We start from the raw sequence: 19,598 nt of genomic DNA, 5'->3' as shown, positions 1-19,598 counted from the left end.
TCACTGCTTTTCGAGCTTGGCGGCCTGGATGATGCTGCCCCAGTGCTTGTACTCGGTGCGCGTGAAGTCGCGGAACGCGCTTGAGCCGAGCAGACGAGGTTCGCCGCCCAGGGCCGCGACCCTGGCCTTGAACTCGGGGCTGCTGGCCACCTTGAGCGTGGCGGCTTCAAGTCGCTGGACCACGGCGCGTGGTGTCCCCTTGGGGGCCAGCACGCCGTTCCAGGTGGCGGTGACAAAGGACGGAAAGCCGCTTTCCTTCATGGTCGGAACCTGGGGCAGCTGCGGCAGGCGCTCGGCCGAGGTCACGGCCAGCGCCTTGAGCTTGCCGCCCTGGATGAAGGGCAGTGCCGGCGTGATGTTCTCGAAGATGAAATCGATCTGGCCGCCGATCAGATCGGTCAGTGCCGGAGCGCTGCCCTTGTAAGGCGCGTGAACCAGGTCCAGTTTGGCGGCGCTCTTGAGCAGCTCACCCGACAGATGCACGGTGGAGCCCATGCCCGGCGAGCCATAGCTCATGCCGGTGCGGCGCTCGCGCGCGTAGCTCACCAGCTCGGCCACCGATTTGACCGGTGTTTTCGATTCGTTGACCACCAGCACGTTGGGAATCGAGGTCACCAGAGCTACGTACTCGAAGTCGTCCAGGCTTTTCTCGCTGAGATTGCGGTACAGGCTGGGATTGATGGCCTGCGTGCCTGCCGTGCCGAACAGCAGCGTGTAGCCGTCATTGGCGGCAGCCGCGACGCGGCTGGCACCGATGGCGCCGTTGGCTCCGGGGACGTTCTCCACCACGACCGGCTGGCCCAGGGCCTCGGCCAGACCCTGGCCGACCAGGCGCGCCACGACATCGGTATTGCCGCCGGGCGAGAAAGGCACGACCAGCTTGAGCGGGCGATTGGGGAAGCTGTCGGCAGCCGCTGGCAGGGCCAGGCTGGCGCCCAGCAGCGCTGCGGTCAGAAGAAACTGTTTGCGTGAAAAGGTCTGGGGCACGGTATGTCTCGTTGTTTGTTGTTGGCGGGCCGTGACGGCAGACGCATGGGCCCGGGCCCTGCATGGCGCAGGGCTTGGACATCATGGGCAGAGGGGGGAATTGAGGTCAATCAATCTTTGGGAAGCATGTCATGCATAAACGGAATGGCTGCCTGACAGCATGGGCGCGCAGGCCGTCAGGACAGTGCGCCCCTATACTTGCGGTCTCATGATTCGCTGGTTGATCGTCATTTTTCTGGCCCTGTTGCTCGTCAACGGGCTGCACGGCTGGCTGCAGCGCATAGGGCTGGGGCGTCTGCCCGGCGACTTCCGCTTTCGGCTGTTCGGCAAGGAGTTCTTCCTGCCGGTGGCCAGCACCGTGCTGCTCAGCGTGGTGGCGGCGCTGATTGCCCGCTTTGTGAAGCTCTGAGATCGTAAACACGTTCTGAGTCGGGCCGACTTGAATCTGCAGGCTTTGGCTGCACATACGGGCCTGAGCCCGATCAGTGCCTGCTGGCACCAGCACCGTCAGGCATTGCCAAAGAAAGTACGACTTACGCAAAGCGGGTTCAGGCAAGGCGACTGTCCCAGGAGGCAGGCCGTTGTCGCATTCTTTTTTGCGTAAATCCTAGAAAGGTTGCCCCTGTGTCCGAATCCCTGCACTACGTCTGCCCTCACTGCCACACCACCAATCGCATCGCCAAAGAGCAGCTGAGCAATCAGCCTGACTGCGGCAGCTGCCACCAGCCGCTGGTGACGGGCGAGCCCGTGGCCCTGGACAACGACAGCTTTGCCCGGCACACCGGCCGCAGCCAGTTGCCCGTGGTCGTGGATTTCTGGGCCCCCTGGTGCGGCCCCTGCCGCATGATGGCGCCGGCCTTTGCCCAAGCGGCCCAGCAACTGGCGGGGCAGGCGCAACTGGTCAAGCTCGATACCGAGGCTTATCCACAGGCTGCAGCACCGCTGGGCATTCGCAGCATTCCGACCATGGTGGTCTTCAAGGAAGGCAAGGAACTGGCACGCATCTCCGGGGCACTGCCTGCCTCGGAGATCGTGCGCTGGGTGCGCTCTGTGATCTGAGCGGCGGCTTCGCGCGAGCCGGCCCGCTCACCCGGCCCCGGTTCGGGGCCGGTTAGCCTGGCTCAGGCGGCGATGTCCAGCACCACGCGGCCTTCGATCTTGCCTTCGTGCATGCGGGCAAAGATGTCGTTGATGTTTTCCAGCTTGTCGGTGGATACGGTGGCCTTGACCTTGCCCTGAGCAGCAAAGTCCAGCGACTCCTGCAGGTCCAGGCGCGTGCCGACGATGGAGCCGCGCACCGTGATGCCCTTGAGCACCATGGAGAAAATCGGCAGCGGAAAATCGCCAGGTGGCAGGCCGTTGAGCGAAATCGTGCCGCCGCGACGCACCATGCCCAGAGCCTGCTCGAAAGCCTTGGGCGACACGGCCGTGACCAGCACGCCGTGGGCGCCCTCGATCTCTCTTTGCAGATAGGCCGCCGGGTCGGTGTTCATGGCGTTGACGGTGACGGTGGCGCCCAGCTGGCGTGCCAGCGCGAGCTTGCTGTCGTCGATGTCGACCGCCGCGACATTGAAGCCCATGGCCTTGGCATATTGCACAGCCATATGGCCCAGGCCGCCGATGCCGGAAATCACCACCCAGTCGCCGGGCTTGGCATCGGTGACTTTCAGGCCCTTGTACACCGTGACTCCGGCGCAGAGCACGGGGGCGACGTCGATAAAGCTCACGTTGGATGGCAGGTGGCCCACATAGTTGGGGTCGGCCAGTGCGTAATCGGCAAAGCCGCCGTTGACCGAATAGCCGGTATTGGTCTGAGATTCGCACAAGGTTTCCCAGCCGCCTATGCAGTGGCGGCAGAAGCCGCAGGCGCTGTGCAGCCAGGGCACGCCCACGCGATCGCCTTCCTTGACATGCTTGACGTTCTTGCCCACCGCAGCCACGTAGCCCACGCCCTCGTGGCCGGGAATGAAGGGCGGATGAGGCTTGACAGGCCAGTCGCCTTCGGCCGCATGCAGATCGGTGTGGCAGACGCCGGAAGCAGCGATCTTGACCAGGATCTGATCGTCTGTCGGTCGGGGCACCGGCATTTCTTCGATCGTGAGCGGCTTCCCGAAGGAACGCACCACGGCGGCTTTCATGGTCTGGGGTAAGGACATCAGAGCACCTCCTTGAAGCAAGAGGGCAAGGCCGTGGCCTGTGGGCCGGACACTTGCCCGTCAAAGAACCATACCGGTATGGAATGGGTGTTGCAGCGGGCTTCGTGACCCGCTGCATGGCCCGGGCGGAGCGAACCGCCGCAGCCGTCTCGTACTGTGCAATGGCTGCAGCATAGCTTCTTTGACTTAACTCAAGCCGCGCCCATCCCTGCCTTCTGGGCCTTGGCGCGCGGACGGCTAGGCGCCGTCTTCCAGATAGGCGGCAATCGCCTGCTCGCGCGCCTTGCTCACTGCGTCGCCGATGGCCTTGCCCTTGAGGCCGCGCTGCGCTGCGGTCTGGGCGACCGGGCCGGTTTCCACGGCAAGCGCCGCTTTCAGGGCATTGCCCAGGCGCTGGCGCTGCGGATAGGCCGCATCTTCAAAGCCCAGACGTCCGCGCGCGTCGCATTCGCAGGCCAGCAGGGCTTCCTCGAAGCGCTGGGGCTTGCGTATGGCATCGCAGCGCTCGAGCAGGCGCAGCAGGGCGGCGGCATTGAGTTCGTGGCTGCGGTGGATGTTGCCATGCTCGCGCGCCACGACCTCGGCCAGCTCCTTGCAGTCGTTGGGCACGCGCCAGCGCTCGCAGACCTGCAGCAGCAGGCGGGCGCTGCGCTGCTCATGGCCGATATGGCGGGGCAGCACATCGGCTGGAGTGGTGCCTTTGCCGAAGTCATGGCACAGGCAGGCAAAGCGCACGGACAGCGGTGCCTGCAAGCGGGCCGACATGTCCAGCACCATCATGGCATGCACGCCGCAATCGATCTCGGGGTGGTATTCGGCGCGCTGGGGCACGCCCCAGAGCTTGTCGAGTTCGGGCAGCAGCCGGACCAGCGCTCCGCATTCGCGCAGGATCTCGAACATGCGCGAGGGCCGGGCCTCCATCAGGCCGCGGCTGATTTCCTGCCACACGCGCTCGGGCACCAGGGCATCGACCTCTCCGGCCGCCACCATCTCGCGCATGAGTTCCATGGTCTCGGGCGCGACGGAAAAATCGGTGAAGCGCGCCGCAAAGCGGGCCAGACGCAGAATGCGTACCGGGTCTTCGCGGAAGGCATCGGTCACATGGCGCAGCACGCGATCCTTGAGATCCTGCTGGCCGTGGTAGGGGTCCACCAGGTCTTCGAGGTTGTCGTTGCCTGTCCAGTCTGCGGGAGCAGCGATGGAGTTGATGGTGAGATCGCGCCGCGCCAGGTCTTCTTCCAGCGTCACATCGGCGGCGGTGTGGACCACAAAGCCGCGATAGCCCATGCCGTTCTTGCGCTCGGTGCGTGCCAGCGCATATTCCTCATGGGTCCGGGGGTGCAGAAACACCGGAAAGTCGCGCCCCACGGGTACGAAGCCGCGCGCGCTCATCTGCTCCGGCGTGGCGCCAACCACCACCCAGTCCGTATCGTTGACGGGCAGGCCCAGCAATGCATCGCGCACCGCACCGCCTACCTTGAAAACCTTGAATTCACTCATGCTGCAATGGTAGTGGCTGCGAGCGGGCCTGCAGATACCGCAATCGCGGGAGCCAGGCCTCAGCGCTGCTGGCGATAGGGCTCTTCAAACTGCAGAAAGTCCTGCTCGGCCAGCGCGGCCTGAATCCATTCCTGGGTGGCTGGCAACTGGGTGACGCGCTGCACATAGGCGCGCACAGGGGCCGAGGTCGGCAGGCCGTAGCTGTTGATGCGCATGCACACCGGCGCAAAAAAGGCATCGGCAATGCTGAACTGGTCGAACAGCATGGGGCCGCTGGCTGCGCTCAGCAGCGGGGTCCAGAGTTCTTCGAGTTGCTGGACATCGCTGCGCAGATCGGCATGCTCGGCCCAGAGCCGGGCTCCGGTTTCCTGCAACTGGGCTTCGATGTTCATGGGGCAGAAGCTGCGCAGCGCGCCGAAGCCGCTGTGCATCTGCGCCACCAGGCTGCGCGCGCGGGCGCGCTGGGCTACGGTCTGCGGCCACAGATGCTTGTCGGGAAAACGCTCGGCCAGGTATTCGCAGATGGCCAGGCTGTCCCAGATGATCAGTCCCTCGTCGACCAGCAGCGGCACCTTGCCGGTTGGTGCGAGTGCCAGCGCCTGCAGCTTGAAGCTGGAGTCGGGCGCAAAGCTGTCAAAGCGCAGTGTGAGCTCTTCGAAGCTGATGCCGCTTTGGCGCATCAGCACCCAGGGGCGCATGGACCAGGACGAGTAATTCTTGTTGCCGATATAGAGCTTCATGGCGGACTCCTGTGTGGTTTGTCGAGCAGCTTATCAAGCTTGGGTCTGACGGTCTGTGTGTTTTGATTCCACAGTCATGTCTCGGCGGCGCGGCGGATGATGTAATTGCAGCACTATGGCAAATACTTCGACTTCTTCTGCAAGCCCGGCCGCTCAGGTGGCCGGGGCCGGTCACCACAAGGGCGCGCTGGTGCTGTTCTCGGGCGGCCAGGACTCGACCACCTGCCTGGCCCAGGCCCTGGCCATGTTCGAGCGCGTGGAGACGCTGGGCTTTGACTACGGCCAGCGCCACAGCGTGGAGATGCAGGTGCGCGCCGGTGTGCGCGAGCAGCTGGCTGAGCGTTTTCCCCTGTGGGCGCCTCGTCTGGGCGAGGACCATGTGCTGTCGCTCGACGTGCTCAAGCAGATTGGCGGCTCGTCCCTGACCGAGGATGTGGCTTTTGCCATGCAGGCCGACGGCCTGCCCAACACCTTTGTGCCGGGCCGCAACCTGCTGTTTCTGACGCTGGCCGGCGCGCTGGCCTATCGCCGCGGGCTGACGGTGATCGTCACCGGCGTCTGCGAGACCGATTACTCGGGCTACCCCGATTGCCGCGACGACACCATGAAGGCCCAGCAACTGGCGCTGAACCTGGGCCTGGAGCGCCGGCTGCGCATCGATACGCCGCTGATGTGGCTCGACAAGGCCCAGACCTGGCAGCTGGCCCATGATCTGGGCGGCAGCGATCTGGTGGAGCTGATCCGCACCGAGACCCATACCTGCTATCAGGGCACGCGCGATGCGCTGCACGAGTGGGGCTATGGCTGTGGCAGCTGCCCGGCCTGCGAGCTGCGTGCATCGGGCTGGCGCAACTGGCGCGCCAGCCAGTCCGCAGCTTGAAATTGATAGCTTCTTGCGCTTGATAAAAAAGGACTTCAGGCTGATATAGAGCTGAAGTCCTTTGATTTAAAGCGGTAGATGCTCCTTAATAAGGAGCATTTTTTCGATCGGCCCGATTCAGGCGCTGGGCCGCGTGGCGATCTGCCCGGCCTGAATCTGCGCCGTCATCTGGCTGAGCCAGGCCTGGCTCTCGGGGCGCTCGAACAGAAAGTCCCAGATGGCATCGTGCTGGCGCGGTGTCAGGCCAAGCGCGCCATGGCGGCGCATATGTGCTTGCAGCCGCAGCACCTCGGGGTGCGTGAGCGGCAGCTGCATCACGGTCAGTGGCGGGCGCTGGCGGTAGCGGCGCTGGGGAATGTTCTTGCGGGGACGACTCATGGCAAAGCGATTCAAAGGTTAGACGGGCCAGACTACGCCGTTGTCGTTGAGGATGGCGTCCAGCGGCTGGTCATGGGCCTCGGGCTGGAAGTCATCGACATAGCCATTGGTGTAGCCCAGACCCACGGTGAAGGGGCGTGGGCTCAGCTCGGCCAGCGTGCGGTCATAGAAACCGCCACCATAGCCGAGGCGGTAGCCGCCGGCCGCATAGCCTACGCAGGGGACAAACAGCAGCGTAGGCACCAGCAGTTCGGTATCCTTGGGCTTGGGAATGCCATAGGCGTCCTCCTCCATCGGGCAACCGGGGTACCAGGCGTGAAAACTCAGCGTCTTGCGCTGTTTGTCTATCACCGGCAGCCCGATCCTGCGCCTTTGTGGAGTACCCTGTAGCTCGCCATCTTCCTTCCAGCGATGCAGGGCTGGCAGCGGATCGAATTCACCCTTGATGGGCCAGTAGGCACCAATCACGGTATCGGGCCGCTCCATCAGCCAAAAGCGCATCACCTGCTGCAGCGCATCGGCGCGTTGCAGGCGATCTGGAAGGTTGAGGCGCAGTTCAATCAACTTGCGGCGTAACGCTGCTTTGTCCATCGGATAATTTCCTCCATGCACTGGCTGAAGATTTTGACACCGCTTTGTGCGGCTTCCCTGTTGACTGTAGCTGCTCCGTTTGCGCAGGCACAAAACCCGGGCGACGCCGTGTTGCTGGATATGCAAAAAGCATTCCGCAGCCGCAATCAGACGGCGCTTACCCAGCTCCTGCCACAGGCTGCCGGTCACCCCCTCGAACCTTGGGCCGCTTACTGGGAACTCAAGAACCGCCTGGAAACCGCGTCGCCCGATGAAATCCAGGGCTTTCTGAACCGCTATGCCGGCACCTACCACGAAGACCGCTTGCGCAACGACTGGCTGCTGCTGCTGGGCAAGCAGCGTGACTGGAGTACCTTCGGCCAGGTCTATCCCAAGTTCCGCATGCGCGACGACAAGTCCGTCACCTGCTACGCCCTGCTGGCCGACGCCTTGCAAGGCCGGGGCGCGCCCAATGTGGGCCAGCAGGTGCGCGATCTGTGGATGGCGCAAAAAGATGCCGATGACGGCTGCACCACGGCCGCCGGCCAGCTGTATGCGAACAAACTGATCACCGACGCCGATGTCTGGCGCCGTGCCCGTGTGGCCACCGAAAACAATCGCCAGAAGGCGGCCCGTGATGCGGTGGCCATCGTCGCCCCCGAGGCCGCCGACCAGGTGGCGCAGGTGTTTGCCTCGCCCGCCAAATACCTGGCAGGCCAGAGCAAGGCGCGCGGCCGCGAGCGCAAGGAACTGGCCCTGCTGGCCCTGATCCGCATGGCGGCCAGCGATCCCGATGCGGCTGCCACCCAGATCGACGGCGGCTGGGGTGCCCAGCTCAACGGCGAGGAGCGCAACTGGGCCTGGGCCGTGGCCGGCAAGCAGGCCGCCTTCAAGCTCTCGCCCGATGCCAATAGCTACTTTGGCAAGGTGCGCCGCAACGAGGATCTGAGCGACGATCTGCTGGGCTGGAAGGCCCGCGCCGCCTTGCGCGCCGGCGACTGGAAGGCCGTGCGTCGTGCCATCGACGCCATGGGGCCGGAGCGCACCGACCCGACCTGGGCCTACTGGAAGGCCAAGGCCATGCTGGCGGGCCGCCCCAATGCCGAGGAAAAGGCCGAAGCCCGCCAACTGCTGGAGGACACGGCCGGCAGCAGCAGCTTCTACGAGCAGCTGGCGCTGGAGGAAATCGGCCAGCGCATCACCGTGCCGCCCGCGCCCGCGCCGTTGACGGCGCAGGAAAAGGCGGCGGCGCGCAGCAACCCCGGCCTGAGCCGCAGCCTGTATGCGATTGGCATGGGGCTGCGCAGCGAAGGCGTGCGCGAGTGGAACTACTCCACCAATCTGCACCAGCCGGGAGGCATGGAAGATCGCGAACTGTATGCGGCCGCCGATCTGGCCTGCGAGCGCCAGGTCTGGGATCGCTGCATCAACACCAGCGAGCGCACCAAGACCTTTGCCGACTGGAAGCAGCGCTTTCCCATGCCCTATCACGACACGGTGCTGGCCAAGTCGCGCAATATCGGGCTGGACCCGGCCTATGTCTATGGCCTGATCCGCCAGGAGAGCCGCTTCATCATGGATGCACGCTCGGGTGTGGGCGCCTCGGGGTTGATGCAGGTGATGCCGGCCACGGCGCGCTGGACGGCCAGGAAGATCGGCATGACGGGCTTCACTCCCGACATGATCAACGACCGCGACACCAATATCACCATCGGCACCTCCTATCTGAAGCTGGCGCTGGATGACTTCGAAGGTTCGATGGCGCTGGCTGCCGCGGGTTACAACGCCGGCCCGGGCCGCCCGCGCAACTGGCGCAACGGACCCACGCTGGATGCCGCCATCTGGGCCGAAAACGTGCCCTTCAGCGAGACCCGCGACTATGTGAAGAAGGTGCTCTCCAACACCACCAACTATGCGGCGCTGATCACCGGCCAGCCTCAGTCGCTCAAAAGCCGACTGGGCACCGTAGGCCCGCGCCCGGCCAATGATCCCGAGACCATGAAGGACTTGCCATAAGCGGGTGTTTCGATGAGCTGATGCTCATTTAATGATAGTGAAAAGCGCTCTGCCCGAAAGGTGTGGAGCGCTTTTTTATTGAACGCTTCAAGGGCTCGAACAAGACCCGCGCCGAGGCGCGCGTGAAATAGCATGCAAAGCCACTTGTAGGTGAATAACCTACAAACAGATGGCGAATGAGACTGGTTTGCGTTTACAAAAGTACATAATTGCAACCGTCAGAGCCCATAACGTCACATACAACCTCGGCTTTGTCTCCCTTTAGCTGCCAGCCAGCTGTCCAGAAGGCCCACCGGGCCGCCGCTTCCTACCCGTATCTGTGAACGACCTGCCCGAGGCAGGCCGAGGAGTCATCATGTCCAACGCAGCTCTCAGCCGTGCCCGCCACATTCGCTGGCAACCCCGTTTACTGGCCCTGGCCGCTGCCGCCGCATGCGCCGGCAATGCTTTTGCACAAGCCAGGGAGTCCACCATGGAGGAGGTGGTTGTCTCTGCCTCCGGCTTCGAGCAGGAGCTGAAAAATGCCCCAGCCTCCATCTCCGTCGTGACGCGCCAGGAACTTGAGACCAAGAACTTCCGCGATCTGGCCGAAGCCCTGCAGGGCGTGGAAGGCATTGATGTGATGGGCGGCACCGGCAAGACCGGCGGTCTCGACATCAGCATCCGTGGCATGCCCAGCGACTACACGCTGATCCTGATCGACGGGCGCCGCCAGAACGTGGCGGGCGACGTCACGCCCAACGGCTTCGGCGCCGCACTGACCAGCTTCATGCCGCCCATGTCGGCCATCGAGCGTATCGAGGTCATTCGCGGCCCCATGTCCACGCTCTATGGCTCGGACGCCATGGGCGGCGTGATCAACATCATCACGCGCAAGGTCAGCAAGGAGTGGGGCGGCGAAGTCAGCGTGGGCGCCGGCATTCCGCAAGACAGCGAATGGGGCAACCAGTACAGGAGCAGCTTCTACATCAACGGCCCCATCAAGCAGGATCTGCTGGGTCTGGCCGTGCGCGGCAGCACCTTCAACCGCGATGCCGCCGACTGGGTGCTGGCCCCAGGCGCCGCCCAGCCCGCACAGGCGCGCAACCCCGCGCCAGCTCAAAGCCGCCAGCACAGCCTGGGCGCCAAGCTGACGCTGACGCCCAGCCGCTATCACGACATCTGGCTGGACGTGGACCAGGCCCGCACCTGGTACAACAACGAGGATGGTCGTCTGGGCAGCCGTGATGCACTCAATCCTGTCGACAAGAATGGCGATCCAGCACTGCCCGGCTACCGCGACGCCCTGCGCTTCAACCGCGATCAGGTCAGCATCGGTCATACCGGCCGCCTGGGCTTCGGCACGCTGGAAAGCAGCCTGATGCATACCGAAACCGAGACCATTGGCCGCACCATTCCCAGCGCATCGGTGCCCAAGGGCGACCCACGCGGCGGCGCCGATCGCGAACTGAAGACCACCAATCTGGTGCTGGACAGCAAGCTGGTGGCGCCCGTGGGCGATGCCCATATGCTGACCGTGGGCGGCCAGTTCTGGGATGCCAAGCTCAAGGACGGGCTGCTGCCGCAAAGCCACAAGCAGACCATGTGGGCGCTGTTCGTGGAAGACGAATGGCGTCTGCGCGAGGGCCTGACCGCCACGCTGGGCGGCCGCTATGACCACCATGATGCCTTTGGCGGCCAGTTCAGCCCGCGAGCCTATCTGGTCTGGGATGCAACGACGAACTGGACCTTCAAGGGCGGCGTGAGCCAGGGCTTCAAGGCGCCGCGCCTGAATCAGCTGATCGACGGTGTCAGCGGCGTGACCGGCCAGGGCCAGACCATCAGCATCGGCAACCCCAATCTCAAGCCCGAGACCAGCACCAATGTGGAGCTGTCGGCCCTGTTCGACAACAAGGCGGGCTGGACCAGCGCGGCCACCTTCTTCCATAACGATGTCAAGGACAAGATCGCCTCGGGCGGCTCTTGTGATCCTAACAAGCCTGGCTCGGTCTACATCTCCAGCTGCGCATACAACCCCACGGCCGATTACTCCATCAATGTGGACAAGGCCAAGACCTGGGGTCTGGAGCTGAGCAGCCGCGCCCAGCTGGCCAAGGACTGGGCCGTCAAGGCCGGCTACACCTGGACCAATAGCGAGGTGATCGAGAGCGGCGTCAAGAACGGCCAGCTCGCCAACACCGCCAAGCACATTGCCAATGTGCAGCTGGACTGGACGCCAACCGGCCAGTGGCGCCTGTGGGCGCGCGGCGAGTACCGTGGCAAGAGCCCGCGCTTCAGCGGCTCCTACGACAATCTGAGCAAGGCCAACAGGGACGTGTATGACGCCGTGGGCGATATCAAGGGCTATGCGCTGTTCCATCTGGGCGGCAGCTATCAGGTCAACAAGAGCCTGAGCATCAACGCCAGCATCTTCAATCTGTTCGACAAGGACTTCCGCAAGTATCAGCAGGTGAGCGTCAACGGCACGCCGACCTGGGTGAACAGCTATTTCCAGGGCGGCCAGAGTGTGTCGGGCGTGACCCAGGCCGGTCGTACCTTCTGGATCACGGCGAACATGAAGTTCTGATGCTGAGCGCCTCACAAGCGGCATGAGCTTCTGAATCAGGAGCTGTCAGCGCAGTTCAATCATCGGTTTCAAACTGTTTTATGTCTGAAACCATTGATGAAAAAGCGCAGGCAGCTCCTGTTTTCATACTGCTGATTATTGCTTACACTTCTTTACAAATACTGGTTCTGCGCATGGCAGACCAGCACCGAATGAGGGGGAAGTCGCAATGTCAACAGCAAGAGGCCGCGTGCTCATCGCCACGCTGGGGCTGGTCTGGGCCGGTGCCCTGACGGCACAGCCCGTCTACAAATGGGTGGATGCGCAAGGGCAGACGCATTACGGCTCGCAGCTGCCGCCACAGCAGGCGGATGCATCGCAGGTAAAGGTCTCGCCCAACGGCAGCTCGGGGGCGGGCGCGGGGCGCTTTGGCGAAGGACCGGAGACACGCAATCCCGACGGCACCAGGAAGCTGCCCAAGGGCGCTCAGGAAATGGCCGACGGTCTGGCCCAGGGCCTGAGAAAGGTCGACGGCAAGGAAGTGGCGCTGAACTGCGCGCTGGCGGTGGACAACATCCGCAGCCAGATCGAGACCATGCTGGAAAACGGCCAGAAAAACCTCAGGGGCGGCTATATCACCCAGGCCCAGTACGACAGCTCGGCGGGCAACTTCGTGAAGCTGCGCTCCCAGGCCACGGTCAGCGACTGCAAGGCCGCCACGGGCCGCTCGCGCGATATGTACCAGTGCATGACCAGCATGCACAACCATCTGGTCGGCTGCGCCGAAAAGCACAGGCCCTGAGCTGCTCGGCCGGTTTCAGAAAACTTCTCAGGTCTCGGCCCACATGCGCAGCAGGTTGTGATAGTGGCCGGTCAGGCTGACGGTTTCCTCGGTTTCACCGAACTTTCCGCGCAGGCCCGTGATGGCCTGATCCATCTCGAACAGCATGGCCCGGCGTGCATCGTCGCGCACCATGCTCTGGGCCCAGAAGAAGGAGCAGATCCGCTCGCCGCGTGTCACTGGCTCGACCCGGTGCAGGCTGGTTGACGGGTAGAGAATGAGGTCGCCCGCAGGCAGCTTGACCTCGTGCGTGCCGTAGGTGTCGACCACGACCAGCTCGCCGCCCTCGTAGTCCTCGGGCTCGCAGAGAAACAGCGTGCAGGACACATCGGTGCGCAGCCACTGCTCGGAGCCCGCGACGCGGCGAGCCGCGCCGTCCACATGCAGGCCGTAGGTCTCGCTGTCGCTGTAGCGGTTGAACAGCGGCGGCATGGTGCGCGCGGGCAGGGCGGCGCTGAAGAACAGCGGGCTGGCGGCCAGCGCCTGCAAGATGATGCGGCCCTGCTCCTGGGCCACGGGCGAGTGCTCGGGCAGCTGCCGGTTGCGCTTGACCTGGGCGCCCTGGCTGCCCACGGTGGCGCGGCCGTCGACCCAGTCGGCGGCAGCTATGGCGGCACGCATGCTGGCGACCTGCTCGCGGCTCAGGACATTGGGGATGTGCAGCATCATGGTGAGAATCTTTTGAAATGGAGACGCCCCGCTTGGGCGAGGCTGCAGGTCGGAAAGTGGATCGCTGTCGCTGAAGACGGCGCGACCCAGGTAAGAGACATCAAGCAAGGGCCGCCCCGCAGCGAAGATGTCGTCCCCCTCCGGCGCTCAGCGCCAGAGAGGGGGAAGGCGCGTCAGCGCCTCAGGGGGAGAACTTCCAATCAGAACTTGAAGTTTGCCGTCAGACGGGCCGAGCGTGCAATGCCGGGGAAGTAGCGGTAGCCGCTCTTGTTGATGGCCGCCACATAGTCCTTGTCGAACAGATTGAAGACATTGAGCTGGATGTCCAGATTCTTGTTCACGCGGTAGCTGGCCATGGCGTCAAACACCCAGTAGGAGTCCGTGTGGCTGGGCGTGCCCACGGCACCGTCGGTGCCGCGCTTGAGGCCGCCCGCATAGCGCGCGCCGCCGCCAATCGTCAGGCCGAAGGGCAGCTGATAGGTGCTCCAGAGGCTGAAGGCATTCTTGGGCGTATAGGTCAGACCGTTGCTGGCGTCGGCTGCCACCAGGGCACCGGTGTCGACCTTGGTGTTCTGCACGGTGTAGCCCGCGCTCACGCCCCAGGCCTTGTTGATCTGGCCGATCACGCCCAGCTCCAGGCCCTGCACGATCTTCTTGCCGGTCTGGCCCACGGTGCCGTCGGAGTTGGTGACGATCTCGTTGGTCACTTCGGTGCGGAACAGCGCGCCGCTGAGCATCAGGTTCTTTTCCATCAGCTCCCATTTGCTGCCCAGCTCCAGCGTCTTGGCTTTCTGCGGGTCCATATTGGGGTTGGCGGCATTGTTCAGGGCGGCCGACAGCGCAAAGTTGCTGCCGCCCGGTGGCTGCTGCGAGAGAGCGTAGTTCATGTACACGCTGCCATTGGGCGCGGGCTTGTAGAGCAGGCCGGCCTTCCAGCTCAGCAAGGTGCCGGACTTGCTCAGGCCGTCCGAGGTGGTGGGCACCACGGTGCCAGCAGGGTTGCTGCCGCAGGGCTGGGTGGTCGAGGTGGCCGTGCAGACCGCCATGGCGTTGTACGAGGTCTTGTAGCGGTCCAGGCGCAGGCCCAGATTGGCCTGCCACTGGTCGTTGAACTTCAGCGTGTCGAAGGCATACAGCGCCACGGTGTCGGTCTTGCCCTTGCTGTCGGCGCCGTTGCGTACATAGGCAGGCAGCGTGACGCTGGCGTCGGGGTTGTACACGCTGACCCGGCTGGGTACCGAGCCCGAGGTGGCCAGGCCGTAATTGGTCTGTTCCTCGCGCGTCAGCTCCAGGCCCAGGCTCAGATCATGCTGCACGCTGCCGGTGGCAAGGCTGGTGCTCAGATTGGTCTGGTTGGTCAGGATGCGGTTGACCTGATCCTTGGTGTTGATGAGGCGCGCCATCGACCATGTGGATGGATCGGCGGGGTTGGGAGTCTGCAGCGAATTGCTGCCAAGCACGCCGCCCGCAGAATATCCCTGGCCCATGATGGCCGAGAGCAGATAGTCCTGCTTGGTCTCGCCCCAGCGCGTGGTGTTGCGCAGCTTGGTGGTGGACGAGAAGTCATGCTCTACCTTCAGCGTCGCCATATTGGCCGTCACATCGTCGTGGTCGGAGGCCGTGCCGTAGAAGTTCTTGCTGTTGACGCGTGCTGCAGAATCCAGAAAGGCGCGGCGGCCCGCATAGCCCGCAGCGTCGGGAGAGGTGTAGCCAGGCAGGCCGATGGTGGCAACGCCGCCGTCGGGCACATTGCTCTGCTTGATGTGCAACAGGTTCACGAACACGCGGGTGGGCGAGTTCAGGCCGAAGGCGAACGAGGGCGCAATGCCCCAGCGGTTGTTCTCGATGCCGTTGCGGCCCGCCACATTGGCGTCCTGCGCCATGGCGTTCAGGCGCACGGCCGTGCCGGTCTCGGTATTGATGACGCGGTTCAGGTCGATGCTGGCGCGTTTGTAGCTGGCCGAGCCCAGGCCCAGGGAGCCGCCGAAGCTGTTGTTCAGATTGGCCTGCTTGCTCACCAGATTGATGGCACCTGTGGGGGCGCTGCGGCCGTAGTCCGTGCCGGCCGGGCCCTTGGTGACTTCGACCTGGTCGATGTTGAACATATCGCGCGAGATCGAGCCTATGTCACGCACGCCGTCCACATAGATGCTGCTGGAGCTGTCGAAGCCGCGCATATAGACGGCGTCGCCGGTGCTGGTGTTGCCGTTCTCGCCCGCGTAGAAGGTGCCGGCGCCGGGCACATTGCGCAGTGCCTCGGTCAGCGTGGTGGCGCCTTGCTCCTGCAGCAGTTGCTCCTTGATGACGTTGACGGTCTGCGTGGTGTTGACCAGCGGCTGGGTGAACTTGGGCGAGGACAGCTGGCCGGGCGTGTAGCCGGTGTCGGCCTTGCCTTCCACCTTGACTTCCTTGAGCGTGGTTTCTGTGGACTGGGCCTGCGCTGGCAGTGCCAGCGTGGCGCCGGCCAGCACGGTGGCGCAGGCGACCAGGCCGGCGGAGGAAGGCAAGCGGCCCGCGGAATGCTTGCGGCTTTGGATATAGATGTTGGATTGAGCCATGTTGAAAGGACTGGAAGTGAAGACAGTTGGCTGGCTGGTACTGGCTGTCTGCACTTGTGATGCGAGCGCAGACGCGGGTGGCGTCCGGGCGAAGTCCTGGCTGGCTAAAGCGTACTCGGGTACGAATGCAGCGAATGATAATGATTCTTAATATAACTTTGCGAAAGTTTACGGAGAATCATGCTCGGCGTTGTTGCATAGCAACATGGTCGGGATAGGCGGGCGCTCGCTTCACTTCGAATATGAGAGCTACTACCGCCTTTTCTATCTGCATTTCAAGGTGCTAGAGCATTGAAATCATCGAGCAGCATGCGTTGGCTGCTTCTTTTTTAGAGTATTTACGGTCGCGTAGTCTGGGCGCTGTCCCTGGCCTGCAGCAGCAAATCATGCAACAAGGCCTGCTGGGCCGCAGGAAAGTCGCTGAGCAGCTCGGTGGCTATCTGCTCGCGCCGGCTTCTGAGCTGGTCGAACAACTGCTGTCCCCTGGTGCTGAGCTGCAGGCAGCGTACGCGCTTGTCGGCTTCGCTGGCAGAGCGCTCCAGCCAGCCCTTGTCCTGCAACTGGGCCAGGGTGCGCGCCATCTGGGCCTTGTCGGTGTGACTGTGCTCGACCAGTTCCTTTTGAGTGATGCCGGGGTGGCGACCGGTGTGCATGAGGATGCGGAATTCGTTGAAGGTCAGCCCCGGTTGCACCGCTTCAAGCGACTCAAGCAGGCGCGCGCGAAACAGGTGCAGCAGATCGTGCAGCACCTCGAACACTTCGGCAGCGATGGATGAACTCATGGTGGGAAAGGTTGTTTGTTGACTTAGTCAACTTATTGATGGATATTTAGTGGACTTTATCAACTTAATGAAAATCATGTCCAACACCGAGACAGTGTCCATCATGCAGCGTGTACGTCACGAATTTCGCTCCCGCCATGTGCAGTTGCTGGCGCGCGAGCAGCTCAGCCCCGGCTTTATCCGCCTGACCGTGGGCGGCCCCGAACTGGCAGGCTTTGTCAGCGCGGGCTTTGACGACCATACCAAGCTCATCCTGCCCCAGGCCGGGATGGACAGGCCCAATCTGCCGCAGATGGTCGACGGTCGCCCGCATATAGCCGGCGAGCGCCCCACCATGCGCGACTACACGCCGCTGAACTACGAAGCCGCCCGCAACACGCTGCAGCTGGAGTTCGCCGAGCATGGCTCGGGCCCCGCCGTGGAATGGGCACGCACAGCCCCCATTGGTCAGTGGCTGGGTCTGGCCGGCCCGCGCGGCAGCCTGGTCGTGCCCGCCGATCTGGACTGGCATGTGCTGCTGGGCGATGAAAGCGCCATGCCCGCGATGGAGCGCCGTCTGGCGGAGCTGCCGGCCGGCAGCCGCGCCATCGTGCGGGTGCAGATCGGCAATCAGGTCGATCAACGCCACTGGAGCAGCGCCGCAGCGCTGGACCTGCAGTGGGTGAGTTCGCTGGCCGATGCGGTGGATGCTCTGGAACTGCCCGAAGGCGAGGGCTTTGTCTGGGCTGCAGGCGAGAATCGTGCCATGGCCGATCTGCGCAAGCGCATCCTGGCCAAGCCCGGAGCCAATCCCAAGCGCATGCGGATTGCGTCCTACTGGAAGCAGGGCGAGGCCGCCCACCACGAGGAACTGAGCGCGAATGACTGAAGAGCCAAGTCCGCCTTCACGACTCACTGCAATACTGCGTCGCAAGCTGCACAAGCGCTACACACCCCTGGTGTTTGCCTTTTACATGGCGCTGATCATGGCGTTCTTCATGTGCTGCATCATCGTGGCTGCCAACGGCGGCCTGGGGGAGGGCTATGGATGGCGAGTGCTCAAGGCCTATGCGCTGGCCATGCCTTCGGCCTTTGCTTGCGTGGTGTTGGTGCGTCCGCTGGTCATGCGGCTGGTTGTCGCCACCGTGCAGCACTGAGCGCTCCTCACTGATTGAGCAGGATGGGAGTACCGGTTGCATCGCGCCGCAGCTCGGCCGCGCCGCTGGCAAGCAGACTCTCGATCAGGCTTTCCAGCCATTGCTGCGCGGTCTGCGCGCCAAAGTAGCTCTGGTGCAGGATGCCGAAATAGGGGGTGGCACAAACCCAGTCCTGCAGATCCTGCACCCTGATGCTTTGCCACTCCAGCAGCTTGTATTTGAGCAGTACCTTGGCGGCATAGCTGGCATGGCGTTCCGGAGACTGGACAAAGCCTGCCAGCCGCTTGCGGGCAATGCCCAGAGCCGCCTGCACATCGCCAAACAAGCCGCCGTGTCCGGGAATGACGAGGCGGGGCTTCAGCCGCTCGATCACGTCCAGTGTTGCGGCGACCTCGTCGAAGGCGGCAATGCCTTCGATCTCGGGGAAGACCACGCCAAAGCCGTTTTCCCATAGCGCATCGGCAGAGATCAGGATGCGGCTGTCAGGCTCGAACAGAATCACCGAATGGGGATCATGGCCGGGGGCTGCATGGATCTGCCAGTCGCGCCCCGACAGGCGTACCGCGCTGCCTGGCTGCAGCAGGCCCGTGATGGCAAAGCGTGGGCATTCCTGGCCCGTGGGGGCGTAGCTGAGGGCGGCGTCGTCCCAGCTGCGTACCTGCTCGGCTTGGCCTGGTGCGATAAAGGTCTGCACCTGTGGATAAGCCTGCTGTAGTGCAGCATTGCCTCCGCAATGGTCGCTGTGCAGATGGGTGTTGAGAATGCGCGCCAGCGGCTGACCTTCCAGCGTGCTTTCGATCAGCGCCAGTGTTTGTGCGGAGTGCGTGACATAGCCGGTGTCGATGACGGCAGCACCTTCGGCATCGCCGGCCTGCGCGGCAAAGACGATATTGTTGGCCGACAGCCAGCCGCGCTCCAGCACGGTCATGCCGGGCGGCAGTGGGACATGCATTGCCGGGGATGCATTCATCGGACTGGTCTCCTGTGCGGTGCTTTGTGTTTTGCACAAGCCTAGCAGACCGCTCATCACGCAGCTGTCGCGTGGGCGAGCTGCTCAGTGCGATTCGACCGAAGGCAGGATGTTGCGGCGAATCACCACGGGCTTGCCGCCAAAGCGCTGCTTGGACAGCCAGTGCGCCAGGGCCGAGTCGAGATGCGTGGCGTGGCCGGGAAACCAGTCCACCAGGGCCTTGGTCAGATCGCGGCAAAGGGCTACATTGCCTTCGGCGAGCTTGACGCGGACCTCTGCCACCGACTTGAGCACGGCCGCATGTTCGTCGATATGGCAGTCGCGTGGAGGGAAGCCGGTACTCAGCATCCATTGGTCCTCTTCGGAAAAGTGGTGCTGCAGATGGCTTTCCATGGCTTGCAGCAGACTGGGCAGCTCGCTGTCTTCGGCGGTTTGCAGCAGGGCAATCAGCTCGACGAATTCCTCGTGCAATTCGTCCATGGGCCCGTGGCCCATGAGCAGATGGTCTCCCCAGACCAGGGTGGCGGTGTGGCTCATGGCAATGTCTTCTTGTGAATGCTTCGGAGTGCGCGCAGCTTGTCTCTGAAGACCATTATGCAAGCCGTATCGGTGGGCAGGCATCCTCCAAAAGAGGGGGGGCGGTCTGCCGTGCGGGCAAAGAAAAAGCCCCTTGAACCGAAATTCAAGAGGCTTTGTCTGGTGCGCGATACATGGATCGAACATGTGACCCCTGCCGTGTGAAGGCAGTGCTCTACCGCTGAGCTAATCGCGCTTTAACTGGTGGGTGATACATGGATCGAACATGTGACCCCTGCCGTGTGAAGGCAGTGCTCTACCGCTGAGCTAATCACCCGAAGACCGCAATTCTAG

General features: G+C 63.5%; 19 protein-coding genes and 2 tRNA genes. 8 read left to right on the top strand and 13 right to left on the bottom strand.

The genetic code is table 11. From position 1 onward, the window contains the following. Window positions 1–987, bottom strand: coding sequence for a tripartite tricarboxylate transporter substrate binding protein (locus CSE6_RS19260; RefSeq protein ID WP_012839951.1), 987 nt, complete (start codon window positions 985–987; stop codon window positions 1–3). Between the two features lie 208 nt (window positions 988–1,195). Here CSE6_RS19260 and CSE6_RS19255 point away from each other — a divergent pair, with 208 nt between their 5' ends. Both CSE6_RS19255 and trxC read left to right on the top strand, forming a co-directional pair. Next, window positions 1,196–1,396: a DUF2905 domain-containing protein gene (locus tag CSE6_RS19255; protein ID WP_012839950.1), complete on the top strand. Its 201-nt coding sequence runs from the start codon at window positions 1,196–1,198 to the stop codon at window positions 1,394–1,396. Window positions 1,397–1,611: 215 nt separating this feature from the next. Then, window positions 1,612–2,046 (top strand): thioredoxin TrxC, encoded by a 435-nt coding sequence (gene trxC / locus CSE6_RS19250; RefSeq protein WP_059441256.1) that lies wholly within the window; start codon window positions 1,612–1,614, stop codon window positions 2,044–2,046. A 62-nt stretch (window positions 2,047–2,108) separates the two neighbouring features. Here the strand turns inward: trxC and adhP are convergent, their stop codons facing one another. The 3 genes from adhP to CSE6_RS19235 form a co-directional block, all read right to left on the bottom strand. Next, entirely contained in the window at window positions 2,109–3,143 is a 1,035-nt protein-coding gene (adhP, locus tag CSE6_RS19245) for an alcohol dehydrogenase AdhP (protein WP_034377221.1), read from the bottom strand. Window positions 3,144–3,380: 237 nt separating this feature from the next. Then, window positions 3,381–4,643, bottom strand: a complete 1,263-nt coding sequence (locus CSE6_RS19240; protein WP_059441255.1) for a multifunctional CCA addition/repair protein — start codon at window positions 4,641–4,643, stop codon at window positions 3,381–3,383. Between the two features lie 59 nt (window positions 4,644–4,702). Continuing rightward, the gene (locus tag CSE6_RS19235; RefSeq protein WP_003050937.1) at window positions 4,703–5,383 is read right to left on the bottom strand and encodes a glutathione S-transferase family protein; all 681 of its coding nucleotides are present in this window, start codon (window positions 5,381–5,383) and stop codon (window positions 4,703–4,705) included. Between the two features lie 115 nt (window positions 5,384–5,498). On the opposite strand from CSE6_RS19235, the gene queC reads away from it, so the two are divergent. Continuing rightward, entirely contained in the window at window positions 5,499–6,263 is a 765-nt protein-coding gene (gene queC, locus CSE6_RS19230) for a 7-cyano-7-deazaguanine synthase QueC (RefSeq protein WP_034377218.1), read from the top strand. Window positions 6,264–6,380: 117 nt separating this feature from the next. Here queC and CSE6_RS19225 read toward each other — a convergent pair whose 3' ends face one another. Next, window positions 6,381–6,641, bottom strand: a complete 261-nt coding sequence (locus CSE6_RS19225) for a hypothetical protein (RefSeq protein WP_012839944.1) — start codon at window positions 6,639–6,641, stop codon at window positions 6,381–6,383. An 18-nt stretch (window positions 6,642–6,659) separates the two neighbouring features. Then, window positions 6,660–7,232, bottom strand: a complete 573-nt coding sequence (locus tag CSE6_RS19220; protein WP_003067985.1) for a 5-formyltetrahydrofolate cyclo-ligase — start codon at window positions 7,230–7,232, stop codon at window positions 6,660–6,662. Between the two features lie 15 nt (window positions 7,233–7,247). On the opposite strand from CSE6_RS19220, the gene CSE6_RS19215 reads away from it, so the two are divergent. The 3 genes from CSE6_RS19215 (at window position 7,248) to CSE6_RS19205 (ending at window position 12,574) form a co-directional block, all read left to right on the top strand. After that, the gene (locus tag CSE6_RS19215) at window positions 7,248–9,227 is read left to right on the top strand and encodes a lytic transglycosylase domain-containing protein (RefSeq protein ID WP_034354648.1); all 1,980 of its coding nucleotides are present in this window, start codon (window positions 7,248–7,250) and stop codon (window positions 9,225–9,227) included. Window positions 9,228–9,582: 355 nt separating this feature from the next. Next, window positions 9,583–11,793, top strand: coding sequence for a TonB-dependent receptor domain-containing protein (locus CSE6_RS19210; protein ID WP_059441281.1), 2,211 nt, complete (start codon window positions 9,583–9,585; stop codon window positions 11,791–11,793). A gap of 208 nt (window positions 11,794–12,001) precedes the next feature. Further along, a complete protein-coding gene (locus CSE6_RS19205; RefSeq protein WP_034404338.1) occupies window positions 12,002–12,574 on the top strand; it encodes a DUF4124 domain-containing protein in 573 nt (190 codons plus the stop codon). Between the two features lie 27 nt (window positions 12,575–12,601). On the opposite strand, the gene CSE6_RS19200 is transcribed toward CSE6_RS19205, so the two are convergent. From CSE6_RS19200 to CSE6_RS19190, 3 genes are all read right to left on the bottom strand, one after another. After that, a complete protein-coding gene (locus CSE6_RS19200; RefSeq protein WP_059441254.1) occupies window positions 12,602–13,282 on the bottom strand; it encodes a Fe2+-dependent dioxygenase in 681 nt (226 codons plus the stop codon). A gap of 200 nt (window positions 13,283–13,482) precedes the next feature. Further along, window positions 13,483–15,840 (bottom strand): catecholate siderophore receptor Fiu, encoded by a 2,358-nt coding sequence (locus CSE6_RS19195; protein ID WP_059441253.1) that lies wholly within the window; start codon window positions 15,838–15,840, stop codon window positions 13,483–13,485. A gap of 338 nt (window positions 15,841–16,178) precedes the next feature. Beyond that, entirely contained in the window at window positions 16,179–16,622 is a 444-nt protein-coding gene (locus tag CSE6_RS19190) for a MarR family winged helix-turn-helix transcriptional regulator (RefSeq protein ID WP_059441252.1), read from the bottom strand. 67 nt (window positions 16,623–16,689) lie between these two features. On the opposite strand from CSE6_RS19190, the gene CSE6_RS19185 reads away from it, so the two are divergent. Next, window positions 16,690–17,490 carry a siderophore-interacting protein gene (locus CSE6_RS19185; RefSeq protein WP_034354633.1) on the top strand — a complete coding sequence of 267 codons (801 nt, stop codon included), beginning with the start codon at window positions 16,690–16,692 and terminating at the stop codon, window positions 17,488–17,490. After that, window positions 17,483–17,758: a DUF2798 domain-containing protein gene (locus CSE6_RS19180; protein WP_034404330.1), complete on the top strand. Its 276-nt coding sequence runs from the start codon at window positions 17,483–17,485 to the stop codon at window positions 17,756–17,758. Before CSE6_RS19185 ends, CSE6_RS19180 begins: the two co-directional genes overlap by 8 nt. A gap of 7 nt (window positions 17,759–17,765) precedes the next feature. On the opposite strand, the gene CSE6_RS19175 is transcribed toward CSE6_RS19180, so the two are convergent. The 4 genes from CSE6_RS19175 to CSE6_RS19160 all read right to left on the bottom strand — a co-directional run bounded on the left by CSE6_RS19175 (window position 17,766) and on the right by CSE6_RS19160 (window position 19,581). Further along, complete coding sequence (locus CSE6_RS19175; protein ID WP_034391117.1) at window positions 17,766–18,728, bottom strand: MBL fold metallo-hydrolase; 963 nt, start codon at window positions 18,726–18,728, stop codon at window positions 17,766–17,768. 84 nt (window positions 18,729–18,812) lie between these two features. Beyond that, window positions 18,813–19,265 (bottom strand): bacteriohemerythrin, encoded by a 453-nt coding sequence (locus CSE6_RS19170; protein ID WP_059441251.1) that lies wholly within the window; start codon window positions 19,263–19,265, stop codon window positions 18,813–18,815. A 160-nt stretch (window positions 19,266–19,425) separates the two neighbouring features. After that, window positions 19,426–19,500, bottom strand: a tRNA-Val gene (locus tag CSE6_RS19165). Between the two features lie 6 nt (window positions 19,501–19,506). Beyond that, window positions 19,507–19,581, bottom strand: a tRNA-Val gene (locus CSE6_RS19160). Between the last annotated feature and the right edge of the window lie 17 nt (window positions 19,582–19,598).

Source organism: Comamonas sp. E6 (assembly GCF_001010305.1).
Lineage (GTDB): Bacteria > Pseudomonadota > Gammaproteobacteria > Burkholderiales > Burkholderiaceae_C > Comamonas > Comamonas thiooxydans.
The sequence above is the reverse complement of the archived record's forward strand: the minus strand, read 5'-3'. Positions and strand labels throughout refer to the sequence as shown.

Coding starts and splice junctions, on each gene's coding strand:
- CSE6_RS19255 (WP_012839950.1), top strand. CDS start 1,196: ATGATTCGCTGGTTGATCGTCATTTTTCTGGCCCTGTTGCTCGTCAAC.
- adhP (WP_034377221.1), bottom strand. CDS start 3,143: ATGTCCTTACCCCAGACCATGAAAGCCGCCGTGGTGCGTTCCTTCGGG.
- CSE6_RS19240 (WP_059441255.1), bottom strand. CDS start 4,643: ATGAGTGAATTCAAGGTTTTCAAGGTAGGCGGTGCGGTGCGCGATGCA.
- CSE6_RS19235 (WP_003050937.1), bottom strand. CDS start 5,383: ATGAAGCTCTATATCGGCAACAAGAATTACTCGTCCTGGTCCATGCGC.
- queC (WP_034377218.1), top strand. CDS start 5,499: ATGGCAAATACTTCGACTTCTTCTGCAAGCCCGGCCGCTCAGGTGGCC.
- CSE6_RS19225 (WP_012839944.1), bottom strand. CDS start 6,641: ATGAGTCGTCCCCGCAAGAACATTCCCCAGCGCCGCTACCGCCAGCGC.
- CSE6_RS19220 (WP_003067985.1), bottom strand. CDS start 7,232: ATGGACAAAGCAGCGTTACGCCGCAAGTTGATTGAACTGCGCCTCAAC.
- CSE6_RS19215 (WP_034354648.1), top strand. CDS start 7,248: ATGCACTGGCTGAAGATTTTGACACCGCTTTGTGCGGCTTCCCTGTTG.
- CSE6_RS19210 (WP_059441281.1), top strand. CDS start 9,583: ATGTCCAACGCAGCTCTCAGCCGTGCCCGCCACATTCGCTGGCAACCC.
- CSE6_RS19205 (WP_034404338.1), top strand. CDS start 12,002: ATGTCAACAGCAAGAGGCCGCGTGCTCATCGCCACGCTGGGGCTGGTC.
- CSE6_RS19200 (WP_059441254.1), bottom strand. CDS start 13,282: ATGATGCTGCACATCCCCAATGTCCTGAGCCGCGAGCAGGTCGCCAGC.
- CSE6_RS19195 (WP_059441253.1), bottom strand. CDS start 15,840: ATGGCTCAATCCAACATCTATATCCAAAGCCGCAAGCATTCCGCGGGC.
- CSE6_RS19190 (WP_059441252.1), bottom strand. CDS start 16,622: ATGAGTTCATCCATCGCTGCCGAAGTGTTCGAGGTGCTGCACGATCTG.
- CSE6_RS19185 (WP_034354633.1), top strand. CDS start 16,690: ATGAAAATCATGTCCAACACCGAGACAGTGTCCATCATGCAGCGTGTA.
- CSE6_RS19180 (WP_034404330.1), top strand. CDS start 17,483: ATGACTGAAGAGCCAAGTCCGCCTTCACGACTCACTGCAATACTGCGT.
- CSE6_RS19175 (WP_034391117.1), bottom strand. CDS start 18,728: ATGAATGCATCCCCGGCAATGCATGTCCCACTGCCGCCCGGCATGACC.
- CSE6_RS19170 (WP_059441251.1), bottom strand. CDS start 19,265: ATGAGCCACACCGCCACCCTGGTCTGGGGAGACCATCTGCTCATGGGC.